We start from the raw sequence: 14646 nt of genomic DNA on the forward strand, positions 1-14646 counted from the left end.
GCGGCCAGTCGCGTGTATGATCTGAACAAGATCAATTTCTTCCCGGAGAGTCTTTTAAATGGGTACTGCTAACAAGCCCAGCCCCCGCTGGGCGGGTCATGAAGCCTTATTCCATGTCAGGTATATCTCCCCACTGAAACAGAACAGCAGGCGGTCCATATTCTCCAACGTGGGGATCTGCTTCGCGGCTCCACGCGACTACACCGACATGTTTGCCCTCCAGCGATTGCGCTGCACGTAACGCACGGCTCTCTGTTTCAAATGCCATGGGTTCGAACGCCGGAACCAACTCGCCGTCTGCATTACGGTCGAATGCTGCAACCACGATAAGCCGCGCATTGGTCATTTAATTTTACTTTCCGTCGGTGTTAAGGTCCAACTCCGGATTATTGTCCGCCTTGGTTTGGCTCTTCTTTTTTGAGAGACTGCCAGTTTTAGGTTCTGCAGGGCGGTCAGGAGTGCTCGTAAACTTAATGGCCATAATCGTTTCAAATCTCCATGAGAAATGTTGCTATTTTGTTCTCGTGACGCGTGTATGTCAGATATTTTTGCACATGTCCAACGATTGCTAGAAGCACGGCATTGGTCAACACCAAAAGAGCTCGCGGTGATGTATATGCGCATGAACCTAATCATCCCGGAAATCCGTCAAATATTGCAAATCGGGTCATAACGAAGTTGTGTAAGCTCAACGCTACCGGCTATTGCGCAAGCCCTTTTTTGAGGGTGGCGGCATAATGCTCTCCATCTCTTGGCGTTGTTTTCGCAAGCGCAGCGTCTTGGCAACCCGCTCGTCTACTTCCGCGTCGAGAATAGTACGCACGGCTTTATTGGTGCGTGAAGCGACCGACTCCCGAGAGGAAGGGACGGGCTTGAAAAGAGTATGTTTCGTAAAGGAGCCGCGTGGATCTTGGGGCAATTGTTGTAATCCTTTTTAAAGGTAAATAAAAAAGGTCGGGCAATGGCCCGACCCTAAGTCAACTTCTTTCGACAGTGCCAGTACATCCGTGGTCAAAGGAAAGAAAATCAGCGATTTAAGCGGCTTGCAGGTTGCAGGCCGACATTTTGCCGGACTTGCGATCCTGCTCCAGATCATAAGTAAGCTTCTGGCCTTCGGTCAGCGAGTACATACCTGCGCGTTCAACCGCAGAGATATGAACAAACGCATCGCCACCGCCATTCTCAGGCTGAATAAACCCAAAGCCCTTTGCTGTATTAAACCATTTAACTGTGCCGGTGTTCATTGGAACCCCTTTCATAGAAATATTGATAGCCGCATTTGAAGCAAACGCAGAGATGAAACGATTTTTTAAAGGGAGTTTTCGTCAACGCACGGCGCTAATCGTGCAGAAAGTTAAGCTCAACAAGAAAATCTCGATGCCATCTTTTAGCAATTTTAATAATGTTTGTCAAATTTTTAATATGGTTCAGCTAATTTAAATTATAAAAATACTTAAATATCTTAACATTCCCGTTGTTTTTACGGGGGGTATAACGATTTCAATTTATTATTTGAGAGGCCCTATTTGGGCCCCACCAAACAATAATGGTTAAGCCGTGCCATAAGCGGAAGACGCTTCCGTCCGCGGACCTGGGATCGTTTGAATGTCGCCCATTACTCCAGCCATAAAACTCTTCAGAATTAACGCTGACTCATTATAATGGGGTCCTGGTAGGGGCTTCATCCTGGACGTGAGATAGCCGGCCTTAATAATCATCTGCTTTAGAATGCGATGGTTTGAGTGAAGATCGCCATTATAGATAATGGAAGACATAGCGTCCTCCTTTCAAATTGCGGGCAAGGGCAATTCAACCCGTGTCAGCGAAGCCCGTAATCAATTAAATCGCTGACAACCCATGGTGGACGGATAGTGCTTGGATAGCAAGCGAACAATTAAGGTGACTTAGGGGCAGTGTATCCAATGTACTGACGCAAACGGAAGGATTTCGTCCGCGCTAGGCTGACCTCTACCTAAAAAGAACCCCGCGGCATCGAGGTGCGGGGTTGGAAGTCATATGTCATCGGCAAGCAAATTCTATTCCTCGAAAGGAGAAAATCAAGCCGCGATTCACTCGCGATGTTTTCTCTCCGCAGCCTCCAAGCGCGCCAAAAGCTCCGAAATCGTGTTTTCATTATTGTTGGAGCATGTCACCGCAAAACCGTCTTTCAACGCCTCTGCTATAGCTTGCGATGGAAGATCACGACGTCTCACGCCAGCGGCAAATTGTCTCACCGAATGGTATAGTTCTGTTTGGTTTGTCATGCACCCAACGCCGCAATCATTTTCAGCATAACGAGCTGGCGGTGGCTATGTTCCAATAACGAGCACACCGAAATATATATTCTGCAAAGCCCGTAAATCTCCCAACCAGTAAGGCCACGCCTGGAAAAGGTGGGTACTAGCAGTGGACGCCTGCTCGGCTCGGAAAATTATGTAGGCATAAAAATTCACTTCGGCGCCGCAAGACAACTCAGAATTAAAATGAATAAAGAATTCGCGCGAAAGTTGATTGCGTTGGTGCTATAATCAAAATCCAACGCATAATTATGTGCGTTCGATCATTGAAGATCGGATACCATCATGAACAAGTTTGAATGGTTAAAGCCCGCACTCGGCGGCGCATCGGTTGGTGCCATTGCAGCAATTGCTATCGGGTTTTCCGTAGGTGGATGGGTCACACAAGGCACTTCTGAGCGCCGGATTGCATCCAACATATCCGACGGGGTGGCGCTTGCCTTGACACCTTACTGTCTTGAAAAATCAAGAAACGATCCGGCTGTTGTGAACATCCTGGCTGAGTTTAAGGCTGCCCCAGCTTACTCTCGCCGTACTCTTATTGAGAAGTCAGGTTGGGCCACACCGTTGGGAACAGAGCAACCCAACACCGCGCTGGCAACTGCGTGCGGCAACGAACTCGCCAAGGCGCTTTAGTATGGCGGGGAAGCCTAATGAGGAGGCTATCATGAAAAAACAACGTAATCGTAACATTGGATTGGAAACTGCTTCTGTACGTCCACGGCACGATGAGGACACGACAGCCAGCAGAAGTGATCTCAGAAATGCTCATGAACAGATGACCTCTCCATCAAAGGATTGGACGCAGCTTGCGAACATTCTTCGGCGTTCTTGCGGTGGATTCTCACGTTCCCGGTCGCCGCGCCATTCTTTACCGAGGAGCAAACGCAATGGATAATGACACCACAGCTCTAGAACGAAAGGTTCTTGCACATGAGCAGATACTTCAGGTTCTCATCGGGCATCTAGCCGAGACCGAACCCAAATTTCTGGATCGACTTAAAGCAGTATTCACGCATCATCATATTCTTGGCCCCAATGAACAGAACTACGTTAATACAGCGCAGTATGCCGAACAATTCATTCACGAAATCGAGAAGATGCAAGGGTATAAGGCAACGCGTTGATTTTCTTCGGATCATGATTATCTGATAGGAGTTTTGAGCCGATTATTTCTAAATAAATATCACGTGTTTGCTTGCACTTTAATTCGAAAAGGCGCACTGTTCATTATGCACAGCTTTTGAAACGGGCGCTGTCGTTGGGAGAGAACGATCTCCCGCCCCAAAAATGAAGGGGACACGCGATGTCTTCCGCTTCATATCTATCCTACTTTGGCCCTGAAGATTTCCCGTCGCTTCGTGCTTTCCTGCAACGTTCCGGATATTCGCTGGAGGGTTGCGAAAAGCCAGAGACTCGCCTGGAAGCCGCCAAACACCTTTGTGAAATTTTCAGCGACGGAAGCCATGATCCTGTGCAGATGCTGGACATACTTTTGGCAATCCGCGCCCAACGGCTATCACAATCCAATCAAAGAGAACTGGAAGCCTGGGAGAATGAGGGCGGCTATACGATCCCGCAAGTCACTGCAAAATCCTTGGTCTTGCGATGGCCTCCTCGAAAGCGGCTCCGATTGAGGTTGGCCCATGGCTGATATTTTGCGTTCCCCAATATCAGGCATTGAGGTGAGAGAGCGAAGGATTGGGTCTCGCCGTAACCAGCTCTATCCCGCAATCCGGAATATTGTGCGGATAGAAAACAGGGTCCGCGAACCGTTCAGCGCGAGATGTTTAGCCAAACACATGCCCTCGACGCATATACCTTGGTTGAAAAGCTATTTGAGCTCTCATGCGGCAACGTCGCTTCGGGACCGAGAGGCATATTTCGTGAGGGTATGTCGGGGCTGGTATCGTCTCAATGACACGTGATCAATCTGGCGAGGAGAAACTGTCAGTCCCAAAATCGTTGGATCGTAAAGTGAGCGTGTATCTGATCGCGTTCCTCATAATATGCATCGATATCGGATTGGTCGTCTGGGTGCTCGGCTCCTACGTCTATTAATTACCAAGCAGTCATGCGTGGCGCTAAAACGTATGCTTTCCCACAAGAATGAAGTCTGCACTTCCGTGAATGCCGACGTTTTGTACGTCCACCCTCAGCAAACCATCGCCTTTTTCCGACGATAACTGAACGAGCTCGCTTGAATAAGCCTGCCGGAGCATGTCCATGCTTGCCCACATGACGCCTTTTGTAAACGTCCTCTCGCCTTCCGTGAGTACGGAAATACTGTAGCCAACAGAACCGATACTTTTACCTTCGCAATACAAATTACCTATTGAACTAAATGTAGACGTTGGCATGATTGTACCCCGATACGGCTGTGTCTCCTCACCAAGAAAAGTGGAAGACACAGCTATAACTAATGCCGTTTGGTTTTGATCATGTCATTGGCAGGAGTAGGAAAGAGACCTGCAACAACGTCTGTCGACGCAGTTTTCTCCTTGGCCTTATCTTTTTTTGGCTTTCTTATTTCTCGGTTACTTCTTTTTTGACCACGGGGCATTTTGAAAACTTCCTGTTTTTGAGGAATTAACTAATTCTTGCATACCCGACCAAGCCAGGGATGGTTCAAATTACCGCTGGAGATACTTCCACATTCTCACGGGGATGTTGCCGAGAAAGCTGCGACATCGCTCGCGATGGTGAGCGTACAGATTGAAATTCCTGAATGAATAGCCTTGCTGCGGATATGTGAGCGGCACGGTTTTCTGCGGTGTCGTAAAGCCGATAGCCGGCGCGTCGCAGTATTTCACGCATCATTCGAAAGTCGGTAGGTCCAAAGTAGGGTTTGATAATTTTGGAAGACATTTCGTCCTCCTTGTATTGGGGCTGGAGTATGCACTCCCAACGACAGCGCCCGTTTCAAAAGCTGTCGAGACATGCACCATGCGCTTTAAATTTGAGCAAAGCAACTGAGGCTGAATTGCGACGGCAGATCGGCTCAATCATTGCATAAAAAGCTACTTCATGTCCTCCATGGTGATGCGATAGGAAGTTTGCCGAGCCTGTGAATAGACCTCGCGAGCAGCATCGTAGATCAGTTTCCGTGAGGCGTCGAAGGCGGCAAGAAGCGATGATTCCGTCGCTGCAATGACGCCATTCTTCTCCAGGGCGGGCTTATCGATTAGAAATGGGACGGAGGTCATTCCATCGTAGCCGACAAATCGCACGCCCACCTCAAGATCATCGAAACTTCTGCTGGGGTTTGGAAATGAAAGGGCCATTACTTTTCGCTTTTTACTGCGTCGCCTTCGTCATCGCAACGATCGACGGCATTTGCCATTCTTCGATGTTTTTTGATAAATTGTGTCAGGGCGATCTGTAGCCGGCCTTCGTCACGTGTTCCCTCCTGAAATCGACGCGCCAGATAACGTGCAGCATCAGTGCGCAAATCTTGTGTGTCGCCGGGTTTGCGAGCCTCCCTTAGAAGTCGCGAAATCATAGTGATGTTTCTGGAATTCAACGCGATGGAAGACATTTCGTCCTCCTTTGTTGCGGGTCAGGCATTTGAAACCTGAACGACAGCGCCCGTTTCAATTACTGTCATGATAATTATGATGCGCCTTCTATGAGACGAAAGCAAATAAGGCTGCAATGGAGCTGCTGTTAACTCGGTCCGGGCTGCGTTGCAGAGGACGGCTCTGCAGTCATATTAACTGCAGCTTTCAACTGCGGTTCGTTATCGTCAATGCTAGGAAAACCATCGATACGTTGATAACGCTGCACCAACTTTCAATTCGTGTTCCCCAGCTTCTCAGCAATGCGCTCCTGGGCGGCTCGGATCGCGCCCAGATGCTCGATCACCCGTCCCATGCACATCATGAAAATCCCGAACGCGATCGCGGAGAATCCGTAGGATAAAAACGTTATCGTGAATAACCCGCTGCGATCCGCCAGCCCATTAATGATAACGATCACGCCTGCCACGATAGAAATAAGACCAAATATAAGTGCAGCAACTGACATTATGCCCCTCCGTTCGATGGCCGACGCTAGAACGGTTGCAATTGTCGCGCAATAGTCATTCTTTCCGATCTCGAAGTCTCACACCGGGCCCATTTCCATTCTGCTCAATGAAGATCACACCTGCATCTTCAAGCGCCGCACGGATATCACGTAAAGTTCGTTCGTAGGGGGTCGATTTTTCGGCTTCGAAGTTCGCCAGGGTCGCTCTTCCGACTTTTGCAGCATCACAAAGATCCGACTGGGACCAAGCGATGAGGGCGCGTGCGGCGCGACATTGGGATGGCGTTAACATCATTTTTGCATAACTCGATATTTTTTGTATTGACTTTGTTAACTACGATCATTTATGCATATGGTTATAGGAAATGCATTGAGTTGTACAGCAATTCAATCAAGCATCCCTAACAGATTACTAATTCCTGATCGGTCGCGGCCAGAGATCCTTTGTTACCCACTAAGCTGACGCCCGACCGATCAGGAACACCACAAGAGGAGACACCAATGCCAACAGCAACCCAGACAGCATCAAAGCCGATCACGCTTTCGGCGATTGCCCGCGACATGCTTATGCAGGCAGACGGTGACATGAACCGTGCCGCAACTGCTTTCGCCAGCTTTGGCGAAGCTGACGCCAGCGCTCGCGGAGAGATGCTGTTCTATGCCGCCCGCAAGCTTCTGGCGGAGGTTCCGCAAGTCCAGCGTGCAGCCATCCTGAGTGAGCGCGCCGCAACCATTTCAGAGCCATTCTTGAAAGCTCCGGAGCGCATGCAGAATGCTGCGAAGGCGGCTCGCGAAAGGCTTGTGTTGGCGAAAGGCGCTTTGCAGTCATCGCTATATGAGCTTCTGTATTCGATCGGAGGCACCACTAAGCCGCTGCGCGAATGGACTGGCACTGAAATCATAGGCCACGCCGAGATTGAGCTTGCCAAGGGCGCGACGGCTGTTCGCAACGCCCGGTTCTTGCGGTCGGTTGGCTATGCCGCTGGTGCGGCAAAAGTCGGCGAGGCGGTTTCGCCGGACGATCTCGAGCGGATGAAAGCCGACGCTGACGCCAGTGAGGTTTGAACAGTTTTGGGGACGGCCACAATCTGCTTGTAACCCACGATGGACACGCCTCCCCAATCACCCGTTGCAGTCAGATGCAGCCAATGCAGACGCGCAAACCTTGGCGCCGTCGCCCATCTGTCTGCACCCCATCCGAGGAGAATGTAATGAACATTGCAGTTCACCCATCCGAATTATGTGCTGCGATTCACCTGGAGCCGTACAGCCCTGCGCCCGATATTACCGCGACGATTGCCGAGATCGTAACGCTGCATCGCTTGCGGCAGAATGCGATCAAGGCGCAGACGAAGCTTTCTTTGCAGGGGCAGGCTGTTATCCGCTTGCTCGTGCCGGCTGACGATATGCCGAAAGAAAAGGCCAAGGCGCGCTATGCCGCCATCTACAAGGCCGCAGCAGCCGATCCCTTGCATGATCTGCACGACTATGTTGCGCCGTATCCGCATGCTGGGAGACCACTCGACGAACAGCGTGCAATTTATGAAAGACAGCTTGTGAAGGCCGCGAAGCGCCTGCCGGTCTATCCATGGGTAAAATCGGTGCGAGGCTTCGGTGACATTTCCTTCGCCACTATTGTCGGCGAATGCGGCGACATCGGCGCTTATAAATCGGTGTCAGCTGTGTGGAAGCGCCTTGGTCTCGCCGTGATCGACGGCAACCGTCAGGGCAATCCCGGTAAAAGCGCGTCCGCTGACGACTGGATCGCACACGGTTACAACCGCCAGCGTCGTTCGGTTAGCTGGAACATGCGAGCGAACATCATTGGCGCACAAGGCATGTGGCGACCGATCTTCGGTGAGAACGTCCGCGCCAATCATGATCTGACGCTTTATCAGCAGGTCTTTGCGGAGCGTGCGCGGATGTATGCCGGTCGGCTCGACGTGCCAGTCGCGGAAAGCGCCAAGGGCAAAGAGTCCTACAGTGAGCACGTAGTCAGGCGAGCAGCCCGGTACGCCGAAAAGCTTCTAATCAAGCACCTTTATCTCGAATGGCGTCGCACCGCTAACCGGTAACCGCCATCCAGCAATACTGAAAAACGAGGAGAATGCCATGACGTGCGAGAGCGCGAACGGGAAACCTTTGTCCAGCCGTGAGAGAATCCTGAACAGCGAAGAGAATGTCTGTGATTTGCACCGGTTGGCGATAGCGACGGATGAGGTTTGGGAATCTTTCTCACGCGACTTTGGTGCCGCCAAGAAACACGGAATTGAGATCTGCGCCGAACAGCTGAGCGAATTGATGGACGTTCTCGGCGCCAACATTGCCAGCCTTCGCATTATGTCGCGCGACGTCCGGTCGGCTCTTTTTAGTTAAGGTGCAGCATGAGCAAAATTCACGCCCTTTACGCCTTGGCATGTGCATGCAGCGGCGAGACGAAAGATCAGCCTGATAAGGTGAATGACGAAATATGGATGGCCGTTTGGCATCTGAAGCAGGCCGTTCTCAAACTCCGCGCTCAGTCCCGGGCCGACCTCGAAATCAAAATCGCGCTTTGGACTGACCTCATCGGAGATCCGGCCTGCATTCTCGATGTTCATCAAGAGCATTGGCGCACGATGATGGCTGATTTTTCGCTGTTCATGCACGCCGCTGAACATCCCGAACGATACCCTGAACTGAAGGAAGCATCATGACCCCACAAGAACGCCTTGTACAAGCAATCAACGACGCCACGGCTCTTTCGCTGATTATCGGCGATCTTTTCGACAAGGACGACGTGAGGCAGGACTTTCTTGCCCGCCAGCTAGTTTCGGCCACCGAACGGATGAACCGTGCCCTTGCGGCTTGGCAGAAGGAACTCTCCGAGGACGGCGAGCCGGAACAGGTGGCGGCATGAGTATGGCGGAGAAACGAACACTGAAGGAAAACGTGAAGCCTCCGAAAAAGGAGCCCGCGTACCTGAAAGCGCTGGCAAGCCGCGTGAAGGGGAAGGGGAGGAAGCGATGATTGATCTGCCGTCCTACTTCCTTGGCGTGGCCGTCGGCAGTGCAGGCTGGACGATTGTCCGCGAATTATGGCGCCACCGTCGACGCTAACAAGTTTGCCCGCGTATCGGTCGCGTCTTCTAAACGCGGAACCGTAGAGGATCACGCCAGTTCGAATCTGGCCGCGGGCTCCAATCCTAGGAAGGCCGGAACACGTTCATCCCCAGCGCGCTCCGGCCAGTAGTTCATACCGCCGCCCTTTTGCCCGGCGATATGTCCACGAGTGGTCCTCACTAAACTAATGGTCCCACGGCGGATGAACACATTAACACGATATACGAGCAATGTATCGCTAATAAACGATCATGTCTTGTGGAGGTTGATGGTCCCGACCGCATCGCGCGCCGGGGGTACGCGTTGCCTGAGAACGCGATGCGGCGGTACCTGCCGTTTGCGGCAGGCCCGCTATACATGTGGGGATGCGGCAACCAATCGGCAATCAGATTTGTGGTTGCACATTACGATTAATGGTTCGCAATCGTGCGAACCTCCTAACACATCCTCTGGCGGCTCGTCGCAAGCTTCCAGAGGGTACCGGCGAAGCCCGGCACAGTTTGGACGTCGCGGCGATTGGGCGCGAACTGTGGTGCATTGCTTGCCGTCCCGAGCGGCAAGACGGGAAGCGCGTAAGCGCCCCCATTCCCGGCGGCCTTACCATCCGTTCGGCGGACCAAAACACGAGGAGTCGAAAAAGCCCCTTGGCCTTCGGGCCGAGGGGCAACAAGAAAAAGGACGGCGTTATGCCCGGCACCACCCGTAAGCCGCCGTCCTCCGTACTAGCCAAGGACACGAGGAGACTAAAAGCCACCAACCTTGGCGTTTCTTCCGGGTACCACCCCGGCAACCGGCATATGGCCTTCACCACGCCATGTGTCAATCGCCACCAAAACGAGGAATGACTATGAAGAACGAACAAAAAAAGCAGACCATCCAAGACCTGATTGCCAAGATCATCGCGCTTGACCCAGTTGATGGATATCGAACGTATAAGGAATGGATGGGTGGAAAGTTGACGTTTACGGCTGAGCCCGAGGCCGACGATGGGGCCGACGCCAATCTAAAGCCCTTCGAGACGGATGAATTCGGCGGTGTCCATATGAGGAATGCTGAGGTGAATTATGAGGCCATCAACAAGGGGGTTGGCGAACTCATGCAGTTCCTGGATCCGAGAATCGGCACGCTCCGGAATGAAATCTTGCGCATGTCAGCTAAGACCAACGGCGAGCATGCGACTCACGTATCGATGAATTTCTATGTTGGCGAACCGCGATTGATGGTCGAGCCAACCGAAGTGCCACTGTTTGACCCGCGCAAGCACATTGGTGAAACGTTCTCCAAAGCCTGCGAAAGTTGGACTGAAAGCATCGCCGAGGCGACAGGTCCGCGATCGGATTTGGCAAAAACTATCGAGCATCTAACGGTTTGTCTCGATTCAGAAGAGCTTTACGACGATCTGGTGAAAAGCCCGGAATTCAAGTCAGTAATTCTAGACGCGCTCTATCACAGTCCGCGTACCGTGCATATCAAGCTGTAAAGAAATGCCCCGCCTGCCAAGCCGGTGGGGCGGGATGAAGCCAAGGTCAATCTCTGGCTATAGTGTGGCTATTTCTAAAATAGCCAGTAATCAAAGATGGTAGCTAAGTCTTTGATTTTAAATGGTCGGAGCGGCGGGATTCGAACCCACGACCCCTTGACCCCCAGTCAAGTGCGCTACCGGGCTGCGCTACGCTCCGAGCCGGAGACAGCCCTAGATTATAACGACTTGGCACGCAAGGGATAATTTCTCGAAACTGGAAAATTACACATGCATTCTTTCATTGACGCGGCATCAGCCGCGAGGCGCGAACAGGATGATGCATGTGCCCGCCAGAGCCGTGCACGCGCCCACAATGTCCCAGCGATCCGGGCGCGCGCCTTCGGCAAACCAGATCCAAAAAATGGAGGCGATGATATAGATGCCGCCATAGGCTGCATAGGCGCGGCCCGCGACGTTGCTTTCAATCAGCGTCAGAAGATAGGCAAACAGCGCGAGGCTGACCGTGCCGGGCACAAGCCACAACGGCGATTTGTCGAGTTTGAGCCATGCCCAGAAAGTGAAGCATCCGGCGATTTCAAAGAGGGCGGCAGCGCCGTAGATCGCGAACTGCAAGAAGATTGCTCCCTTGAGCGGTTTCTGTGTCCGTCCCAAGCCGGAACGAACGCGAAAGCTGGTATCTGTATTCCAGCCCCGCGCAACCCCAGATGATACCGAAAAGCAGATAAAAATGTCGCCAGTGATCGGTGTCGATCACATTGCCGATCAGGACATGGCCGAGATAGGTCGCATAGGCGACAAGCAGGAATGGCTGCCACGGGCGGTTGCGAAAGATCAGTTTGATGCCGATGCCAAGTGTGAGAAAGGTCAGCGCTACAAAGGCGATGAAACCGATCCAGCCATAATCGAGCGCGGCCTTGAGCCAGATATTATGCGTGTCTTCGCCGAACATCGGACCGAATTCCAGCGGCCCGATCCCCAGCGGATGTTGGGCGGCAAGGATCATCCCCAGCCAGTGGCGTGCGAAGCGCCCGAGTCTCGCGCTGTCGTAGCTTTGTTCCAGACGCGCGCGCTCCACAAAGAAATCTCCCACGCCGGGAATTTGCAGCAGGATCGCGATCGCAAGGACGACGGTCACGACGGCAAGAAGCCCGATGCCGATAAGCCGGAGCCGGAAGCGGTTGCTGTCGCTTTGCAGGAAGAGAACGCCGGACAGGACCGCGAAAGAGAGTGGAACCATGGCCCATGCTGCGCGTGAAAAGGATACGAGAACGCCGATGGCAAGCAGGCAGCAGAGCGGCAGGTAGACAACGAGATCGCGCAGGCCACCGCGCAGGACGCGGTAGAGCGTCCATGTAAGCGGCAATATCAGGAAAGGGCCGTAGACGTTCGGGTCCTGGAACGCGCCTTGCGCGCGCCCGTAGCGTGTGAAGATCTCCGCGCCTGGAACAAGGCCGAGATAGCCGGCAATGCCCAGGAGAGCCGAAAGCAATCCCACCAGAAGATAGGCGTTGAAGATCGTTCCGAGGCGTCGGTAGTCGCCCTCGATGGCTGCTGCGTAGAATACCGAGGTGAAAGCCAGAAACAGCGACACAGCGATATAAAGCGGCGCCTTTTTCATGTCCGCCATCTGCATGATGGAGATGAGACCGCCGAAATTGAACACGGTCAGCAGGGCCAGAAGCACGAGGCTGGTGCGGGTCAGCCGCAGCCCGAACAGCAATGCCAGCGCGATCAGGCCAACCATGTAGATTTCATAGGGCGCCGGTTCGCTCATCACGAAGCCGAGCAGGAAGACGCCGAAACCGATTGCGGCATTGGCTATCAGGCGGTTGAGCGCACGTCTGCGCGCCGCCTCCGCTGGCAGTCTTGCGGCCACGGATGGATTACCGTCAAGCCTTTGCGCCACGGTGGTCAATAGGCGTTTTCCGTATCGAGAAGCCGTATCGGCGTCAGGAACAGGATCTTGAGATCGAACCAGAGCGACCAGTTTTCGATGTAATAGAGATCGAATTCCGTACGCATACGAATCTTGTTCTCATTGTCGATCTCGCCGCGCCAGCCATTGATTTGCGCCCAGCCCGTCACGCCTGGCTTGACGCGGTGGCGCGCGAAATAGCCGTCCACCACCTCATTATAGAGGACATTGTGCGAATGCGCCGCGACCGCATGGGGGCGGGGTCCGACGAGCGACAGCGACCCGGCCAGAACGTTGAAGAACTGCGGCAGCTCGTCGATGGAGGCCTTGCGAATGAAACGGCCGACGCGCGTGACGCGCGGATCGTTCTTGGTCACGGCCTGTCTGGCGGTCGGGTCGCACATCTCGGTATACATCGAGCGGAACTTCCAGACATTGATGATCTCGTTGTTGAAGCCGTGCCGCTTCTGCCTGAAGATCACCGGCCCTTTGCTGTCGAGCTTGATGGCGATGGCCGTCGCCAGCATCACCGGCGAGAGCAGAATGATCGCCAGAATGCTGAAGGCAACGTCGAAAATGCGCTTGGCGACGGAATCCCAGTCATTGAGCGGCTTGTCGAAAATATCCAGCATCGGCACCGAGCCGACATAGGAATAGGCGCGCGGACGGAACCGAAGGTGGTTGTTGAGCGCCGACAGGCGGATATCCACCGGCAACACCCACAGTTTCTTCAATAGCGCTAGCACGCGGGCCTCGGCGCTGATCGGCAGGGAGACGATCAGCATGTCGATGCGGGCGATACGGGCAAATTCGATCAGTTCGTTGATATTGCCGAGCTTGGGGTAGCCCGCGACGATAGGGGGCGATCGCTTGTCGTCACGATCGTCGAAAATACCGCAGATGCGGATGTCGTTGTCGGCCTGCTGCTCCAGCGAGCGGATGAGCGTCTCGGCATTGGGACCGCCGCCGACGATCACGGCGCGGCGCTCCATCGTGCCGTTGCGCGCCCAGCGCCTGATCTTCCACGACATGAAAAGGCGCGAAATCAAAAGCAGCGCAAAGGCGCTCACCGCCCAGAACAGGAACCAGCCGCGCGAGAAATCGGCCGAGGTTTTCAGAAGAAAACCGGCAATCGCAAGGATGCCCAACACCGCGCCCCAGCTCACGATGAGACGCCGCAAATGCCGGGTCGGGCTGCGCAGCACGTTGATCTGGTATCCGTCATTGACTTCCATCAGCAGCACGAACAGCGCGCCACCGGCAACAATGATGAGCGGATAATAGAAAACGAGATGGGTGCGGATGCCGATGTAAAACAGGAAACTGACAATGCCGGTGAGGAACACAAGCCCGAATTCCACCATGCGCATGACGCCGCTCAACATCAACGGCGAGAACGTGTCGTGCCGGAATTGTTCGGCCATGCGCCGCGCCAGCGGGCCAAGCTCTACCGGACCCTGCGGCCTGACATTTTGCCCTGAATCGGGCCCCGAAGCCGAATTGTTATCGGCTTCCATGGCTTTTCGCCCAAAAGGAGAAAGCGCACCGTTATCTCTCACGATATTGCCCCTGACCGTAGAATGACCGCGCTGTTACTAAACCGGGAGTTCTAAGCAGAATATAAACGCCGCATGACTAGCTTCGGACTTAGGTAAACGCTCGATTAAATGCCCGGATGGAGATTTGTATAATTAGAGACTTCTAAAATAAAAGCCGTCGTTGTTATTATTATAACATTGACCGCAGGAATCGAGGCCAATTTGTTGGTCCGGCCATGCGTCCGCCGTTGCGTCAGCTGCCTTTGGGGGCGCCAACCAAGCCTTA

At 53.3% G+C, this 14646-nt stretch carries 18 protein-coding genes, 2 tRNA genes and 1 pseudogene; 10 read left to right on the forward strand and 11 right to left on the reverse strand.

What is annotated here, in order from left to right:
* Positions 1-106: 106 nt before the first annotated feature.
* Positions 107-346 carry a hypothetical protein gene (locus FHS76_RS06515; protein ID WP_124915945.1) on the reverse strand — a complete coding sequence of 80 codons (240 nt, stop codon included), beginning with the start codon at positions 344-346 and terminating at the stop codon, positions 107-109.
* Positions 347-1034: 688 nt separating this feature from the next.
* Entirely contained in the window at positions 1035-1244 is a 210-nt protein-coding gene (locus FHS76_RS06520; RefSeq protein ID WP_010661715.1) for a cold-shock protein, read from the reverse strand.
* 1338 nt (positions 1245-2582) lie between these two features.
* Here FHS76_RS06520 and FHS76_RS06525 point away from each other — a divergent pair.
* The 3 genes from FHS76_RS06525 (at position 2583) to FHS76_RS06535 (ending at position 3951) form a co-directional block, all read left to right on the forward strand.
* Entirely contained in the window at positions 2583-2933 is a 351-nt protein-coding gene (locus FHS76_RS06525; protein WP_151682060.1) for a hypothetical protein, read from the forward strand.
* Between the two features lie 254 nt (positions 2934-3187).
* Positions 3188-3424 carry a hypothetical protein gene (locus FHS76_RS06530; RefSeq protein WP_122066536.1) on the forward strand — a complete coding sequence of 79 codons (237 nt, stop codon included), beginning with the start codon at positions 3188-3190 and terminating at the stop codon, positions 3422-3424.
* A 179-nt stretch (positions 3425-3603) separates the two neighbouring features.
* The gene (locus tag FHS76_RS06535) at positions 3604-3951 is read left to right on the forward strand and encodes a hypothetical protein (RefSeq protein WP_151682058.1); all 348 of its coding nucleotides are present in this window, start codon (positions 3604-3606) and stop codon (positions 3949-3951) included.
* A gap of 974 nt (positions 3952-4925) precedes the next feature.
* Here the strand turns inward: FHS76_RS06535 and FHS76_RS06540 are convergent.
* The 5 genes and pseudogenes from FHS76_RS06540 to FHS76_RS22775 all read right to left on the reverse strand — a co-directional run.
* Positions 4926-5165: a hypothetical protein gene (locus FHS76_RS06540; protein WP_151682057.1), complete on the reverse strand. Its 240-nt coding sequence runs from the start codon at positions 5163-5165 to the stop codon at positions 4926-4928.
* 152 nt (positions 5166-5317) lie between these two features.
* Positions 5318-5581: a DUF1488 family protein gene (locus FHS76_RS06545; protein ID WP_151682056.1), complete on the reverse strand. Its 264-nt coding sequence runs from the start codon at positions 5579-5581 to the stop codon at positions 5318-5320.
* Positions 5581-5835, reverse strand: coding sequence for a hypothetical protein (locus FHS76_RS06550; RefSeq protein WP_122066533.1), 255 nt, complete (start codon positions 5833-5835; stop codon positions 5581-5583). Before FHS76_RS06550 ends, FHS76_RS06545 begins: the two co-directional genes overlap by 1 nt.
* A gap of 254 nt (positions 5836-6089) precedes the next feature.
* Positions 6090-6323: a hypothetical protein gene (locus FHS76_RS06555; protein WP_151682055.1), complete on the reverse strand. Its 234-nt coding sequence runs from the start codon at positions 6321-6323 to the stop codon at positions 6090-6092.
* 58 nt (positions 6324-6381) lie between these two features.
* Positions 6382-6618 (reverse strand): annotated as a pseudogene (locus tag FHS76_RS22775) (helix-turn-helix domain-containing protein); the annotation flags it as partial.
* 206 nt (positions 6619-6824) lie between these two features.
* Here FHS76_RS22775 and FHS76_RS06560 point away from each other — a divergent pair.
* From FHS76_RS06560 to FHS76_RS06590, 7 genes are all read left to right on the forward strand, one after another.
* The gene (locus tag FHS76_RS06560; protein WP_182511759.1) at positions 6825-7388 is read left to right on the forward strand and encodes a hypothetical protein; all 564 of its coding nucleotides are present in this window, start codon (positions 6825-6827) and stop codon (positions 7386-7388) included.
* A 146-nt stretch (positions 7389-7534) separates the two neighbouring features.
* On the forward strand, positions 7535-8398 hold the full coding sequence (locus FHS76_RS06565; RefSeq protein ID WP_182511757.1) for a hypothetical protein: 864 nt from the start codon (positions 7535-7537) through the stop codon (positions 8396-8398).
* A gap of 37 nt (positions 8399-8435) precedes the next feature.
* A complete protein-coding gene (locus FHS76_RS06570) occupies positions 8436-8699 on the forward strand; it encodes a hypothetical protein (RefSeq protein WP_151682052.1) in 264 nt (87 codons plus the stop codon).
* A gap of 8 nt (positions 8700-8707) precedes the next feature.
* Complete coding sequence (locus FHS76_RS06575) at positions 8708-9019, forward strand: hypothetical protein (RefSeq protein ID WP_182511755.1); 312 nt, start codon at positions 8708-8710, stop codon at positions 9017-9019.
* Positions 9016-9222: a hypothetical protein gene (locus FHS76_RS06580; RefSeq protein ID WP_121985259.1), complete on the forward strand. Its 207-nt coding sequence runs from the start codon at positions 9016-9018 to the stop codon at positions 9220-9222. The genes FHS76_RS06575 and FHS76_RS06580 overlap by 4 nt, the downstream gene beginning before the upstream one ends.
* A 206-nt stretch (positions 9223-9428) precedes the next feature.
* Positions 9429-9504, forward strand: a tRNA-OTHER gene (locus FHS76_RS06585).
* 767 nt (positions 9505-10271) lie between these two features.
* Positions 10272-10904, forward strand: a complete 633-nt coding sequence (locus FHS76_RS06590; RefSeq protein ID WP_183649760.1) for a hypothetical protein — start codon at positions 10272-10274, stop codon at positions 10902-10904.
* 122 nt (positions 10905-11026) lie between these two features.
* Here the strand turns inward: FHS76_RS06590 and FHS76_RS06595 are convergent.
* From FHS76_RS06595 to FHS76_RS06610, 4 genes are all read right to left on the reverse strand, one after another.
* Positions 11027-11103: transfer RNA gene (locus FHS76_RS06595), tRNA-Pro, on the reverse strand.
* Between the two features lie 95 nt (positions 11104-11198).
* Positions 11199-11519, reverse strand: coding sequence for a YnfA family protein (locus tag FHS76_RS06600; RefSeq protein ID WP_183649763.1), 321 nt, complete (start codon positions 11517-11519; stop codon positions 11199-11201).
* The gene (locus FHS76_RS06605) at positions 11482-12822 is read right to left on the reverse strand and encodes an O-antigen ligase family protein (RefSeq protein ID WP_183649766.1); all 1341 of its coding nucleotides are present in this window, start codon (positions 12820-12822) and stop codon (positions 11482-11484) included. The genes FHS76_RS06600 and FHS76_RS06605 overlap by 38 nt, the downstream gene beginning before the upstream one ends.
* Positions 12819-14339 carry an undecaprenyl-phosphate glucose phosphotransferase gene (locus FHS76_RS06610; protein ID WP_210306019.1) on the reverse strand — a complete coding sequence of 507 codons (1521 nt, stop codon included), beginning with the start codon at positions 14337-14339 and terminating at the stop codon, positions 12819-12821. The genes FHS76_RS06605 and FHS76_RS06610 overlap by 4 nt, the downstream gene beginning before the upstream one ends.
* Positions 14340-14646 lie beyond the last annotated feature (307 nt).

The sequence above is a fragment of the Brucella daejeonensis genome, from assembly GCF_014199265.1.
Classification (GTDB): domain Bacteria; phylum Pseudomonadota; class Alphaproteobacteria; order Rhizobiales; family Rhizobiaceae; genus Brucella; species Brucella daejeonensis.

What these genes read in the sequence shown, in the direction of transcription:
- FHS76_RS06530 (WP_122066536.1), top strand. Translation starts at nt 3,188, where the DNA reads ATGGATAATGACACCACAGCTCTAGAACGAAAGGTTCTTGCACATGAG.
- FHS76_RS06565 (WP_182511757.1), top strand. Translation starts at nt 7,535, where the DNA reads ATGAACATTGCAGTTCACCCATCCGAATTATGTGCTGCGATTCACCTG.
- FHS76_RS06555 (WP_151682055.1), bottom strand. Translation starts at nt 6,323, where the DNA reads ATGTCAGTTGCTGCACTTATATTTGGTCTTATTTCTATCGTGGCAGGC.
- FHS76_RS06580 (WP_121985259.1), top strand. Translation starts at nt 9,016, where the DNA reads ATGACCCCACAAGAACGCCTTGTACAAGCAATCAACGACGCCACGGCT.
- FHS76_RS06590 (WP_183649760.1), top strand. Translation starts at nt 10,272, where the DNA reads ATGAAGAACGAACAAAAAAAGCAGACCATCCAAGACCTGATTGCCAAG.
- FHS76_RS06545 (WP_151682056.1), bottom strand. Translation starts at nt 5,581, where the DNA reads ATGGCCCTTTCATTTCCAAACCCCAGCAGAAGTTTCGATGATCTTGAG.
- FHS76_RS06560 (WP_182511759.1), top strand. Translation starts at nt 6,825, where the DNA reads ATGCCAACAGCAACCCAGACAGCATCAAAGCCGATCACGCTTTCGGCG.
- FHS76_RS06525 (WP_151682060.1), top strand. Translation starts at nt 2,583, where the DNA reads ATGAACAAGTTTGAATGGTTAAAGCCCGCACTCGGCGGCGCATCGGTT.
- FHS76_RS06570 (WP_151682052.1), top strand. Translation starts at nt 8,436, where the DNA reads ATGACGTGCGAGAGCGCGAACGGGAAACCTTTGTCCAGCCGTGAGAGA.
- FHS76_RS06520 (WP_010661715.1), bottom strand. Translation starts at nt 1,244, where the DNA reads ATGAACACCGGCACAGTTAAATGGTTTAATACAGCAAAGGGCTTTGGG.
- FHS76_RS06515 (WP_124915945.1), bottom strand. Translation starts at nt 346, where the DNA reads ATGACCAATGCGCGGCTTATCGTGGTTGCAGCATTCGACCGTAATGCA.
- FHS76_RS06540 (WP_151682057.1), bottom strand. Translation starts at nt 5,165, where the DNA reads ATGTCTTCCAAAATTATCAAACCCTACTTTGGACCTACCGACTTTCGA.
- FHS76_RS06610 (WP_210306019.1), bottom strand. Translation starts at nt 14,339, where the DNA reads ATGGAAGCCGATAACAATTCGGCTTCGGGGCCCGATTCAGGGCAAAAT.
- FHS76_RS06575 (WP_182511755.1), top strand. Translation starts at nt 8,708, where the DNA reads ATGAGCAAAATTCACGCCCTTTACGCCTTGGCATGTGCATGCAGCGGC.
- FHS76_RS06535 (WP_151682058.1), top strand. Translation starts at nt 3,604, where the DNA reads ATGTCTTCCGCTTCATATCTATCCTACTTTGGCCCTGAAGATTTCCCG.
- FHS76_RS06550 (WP_122066533.1), bottom strand. Translation starts at nt 5,835, where the DNA reads ATGTCTTCCATCGCGTTGAATTCCAGAAACATCACTATGATTTCGCGA.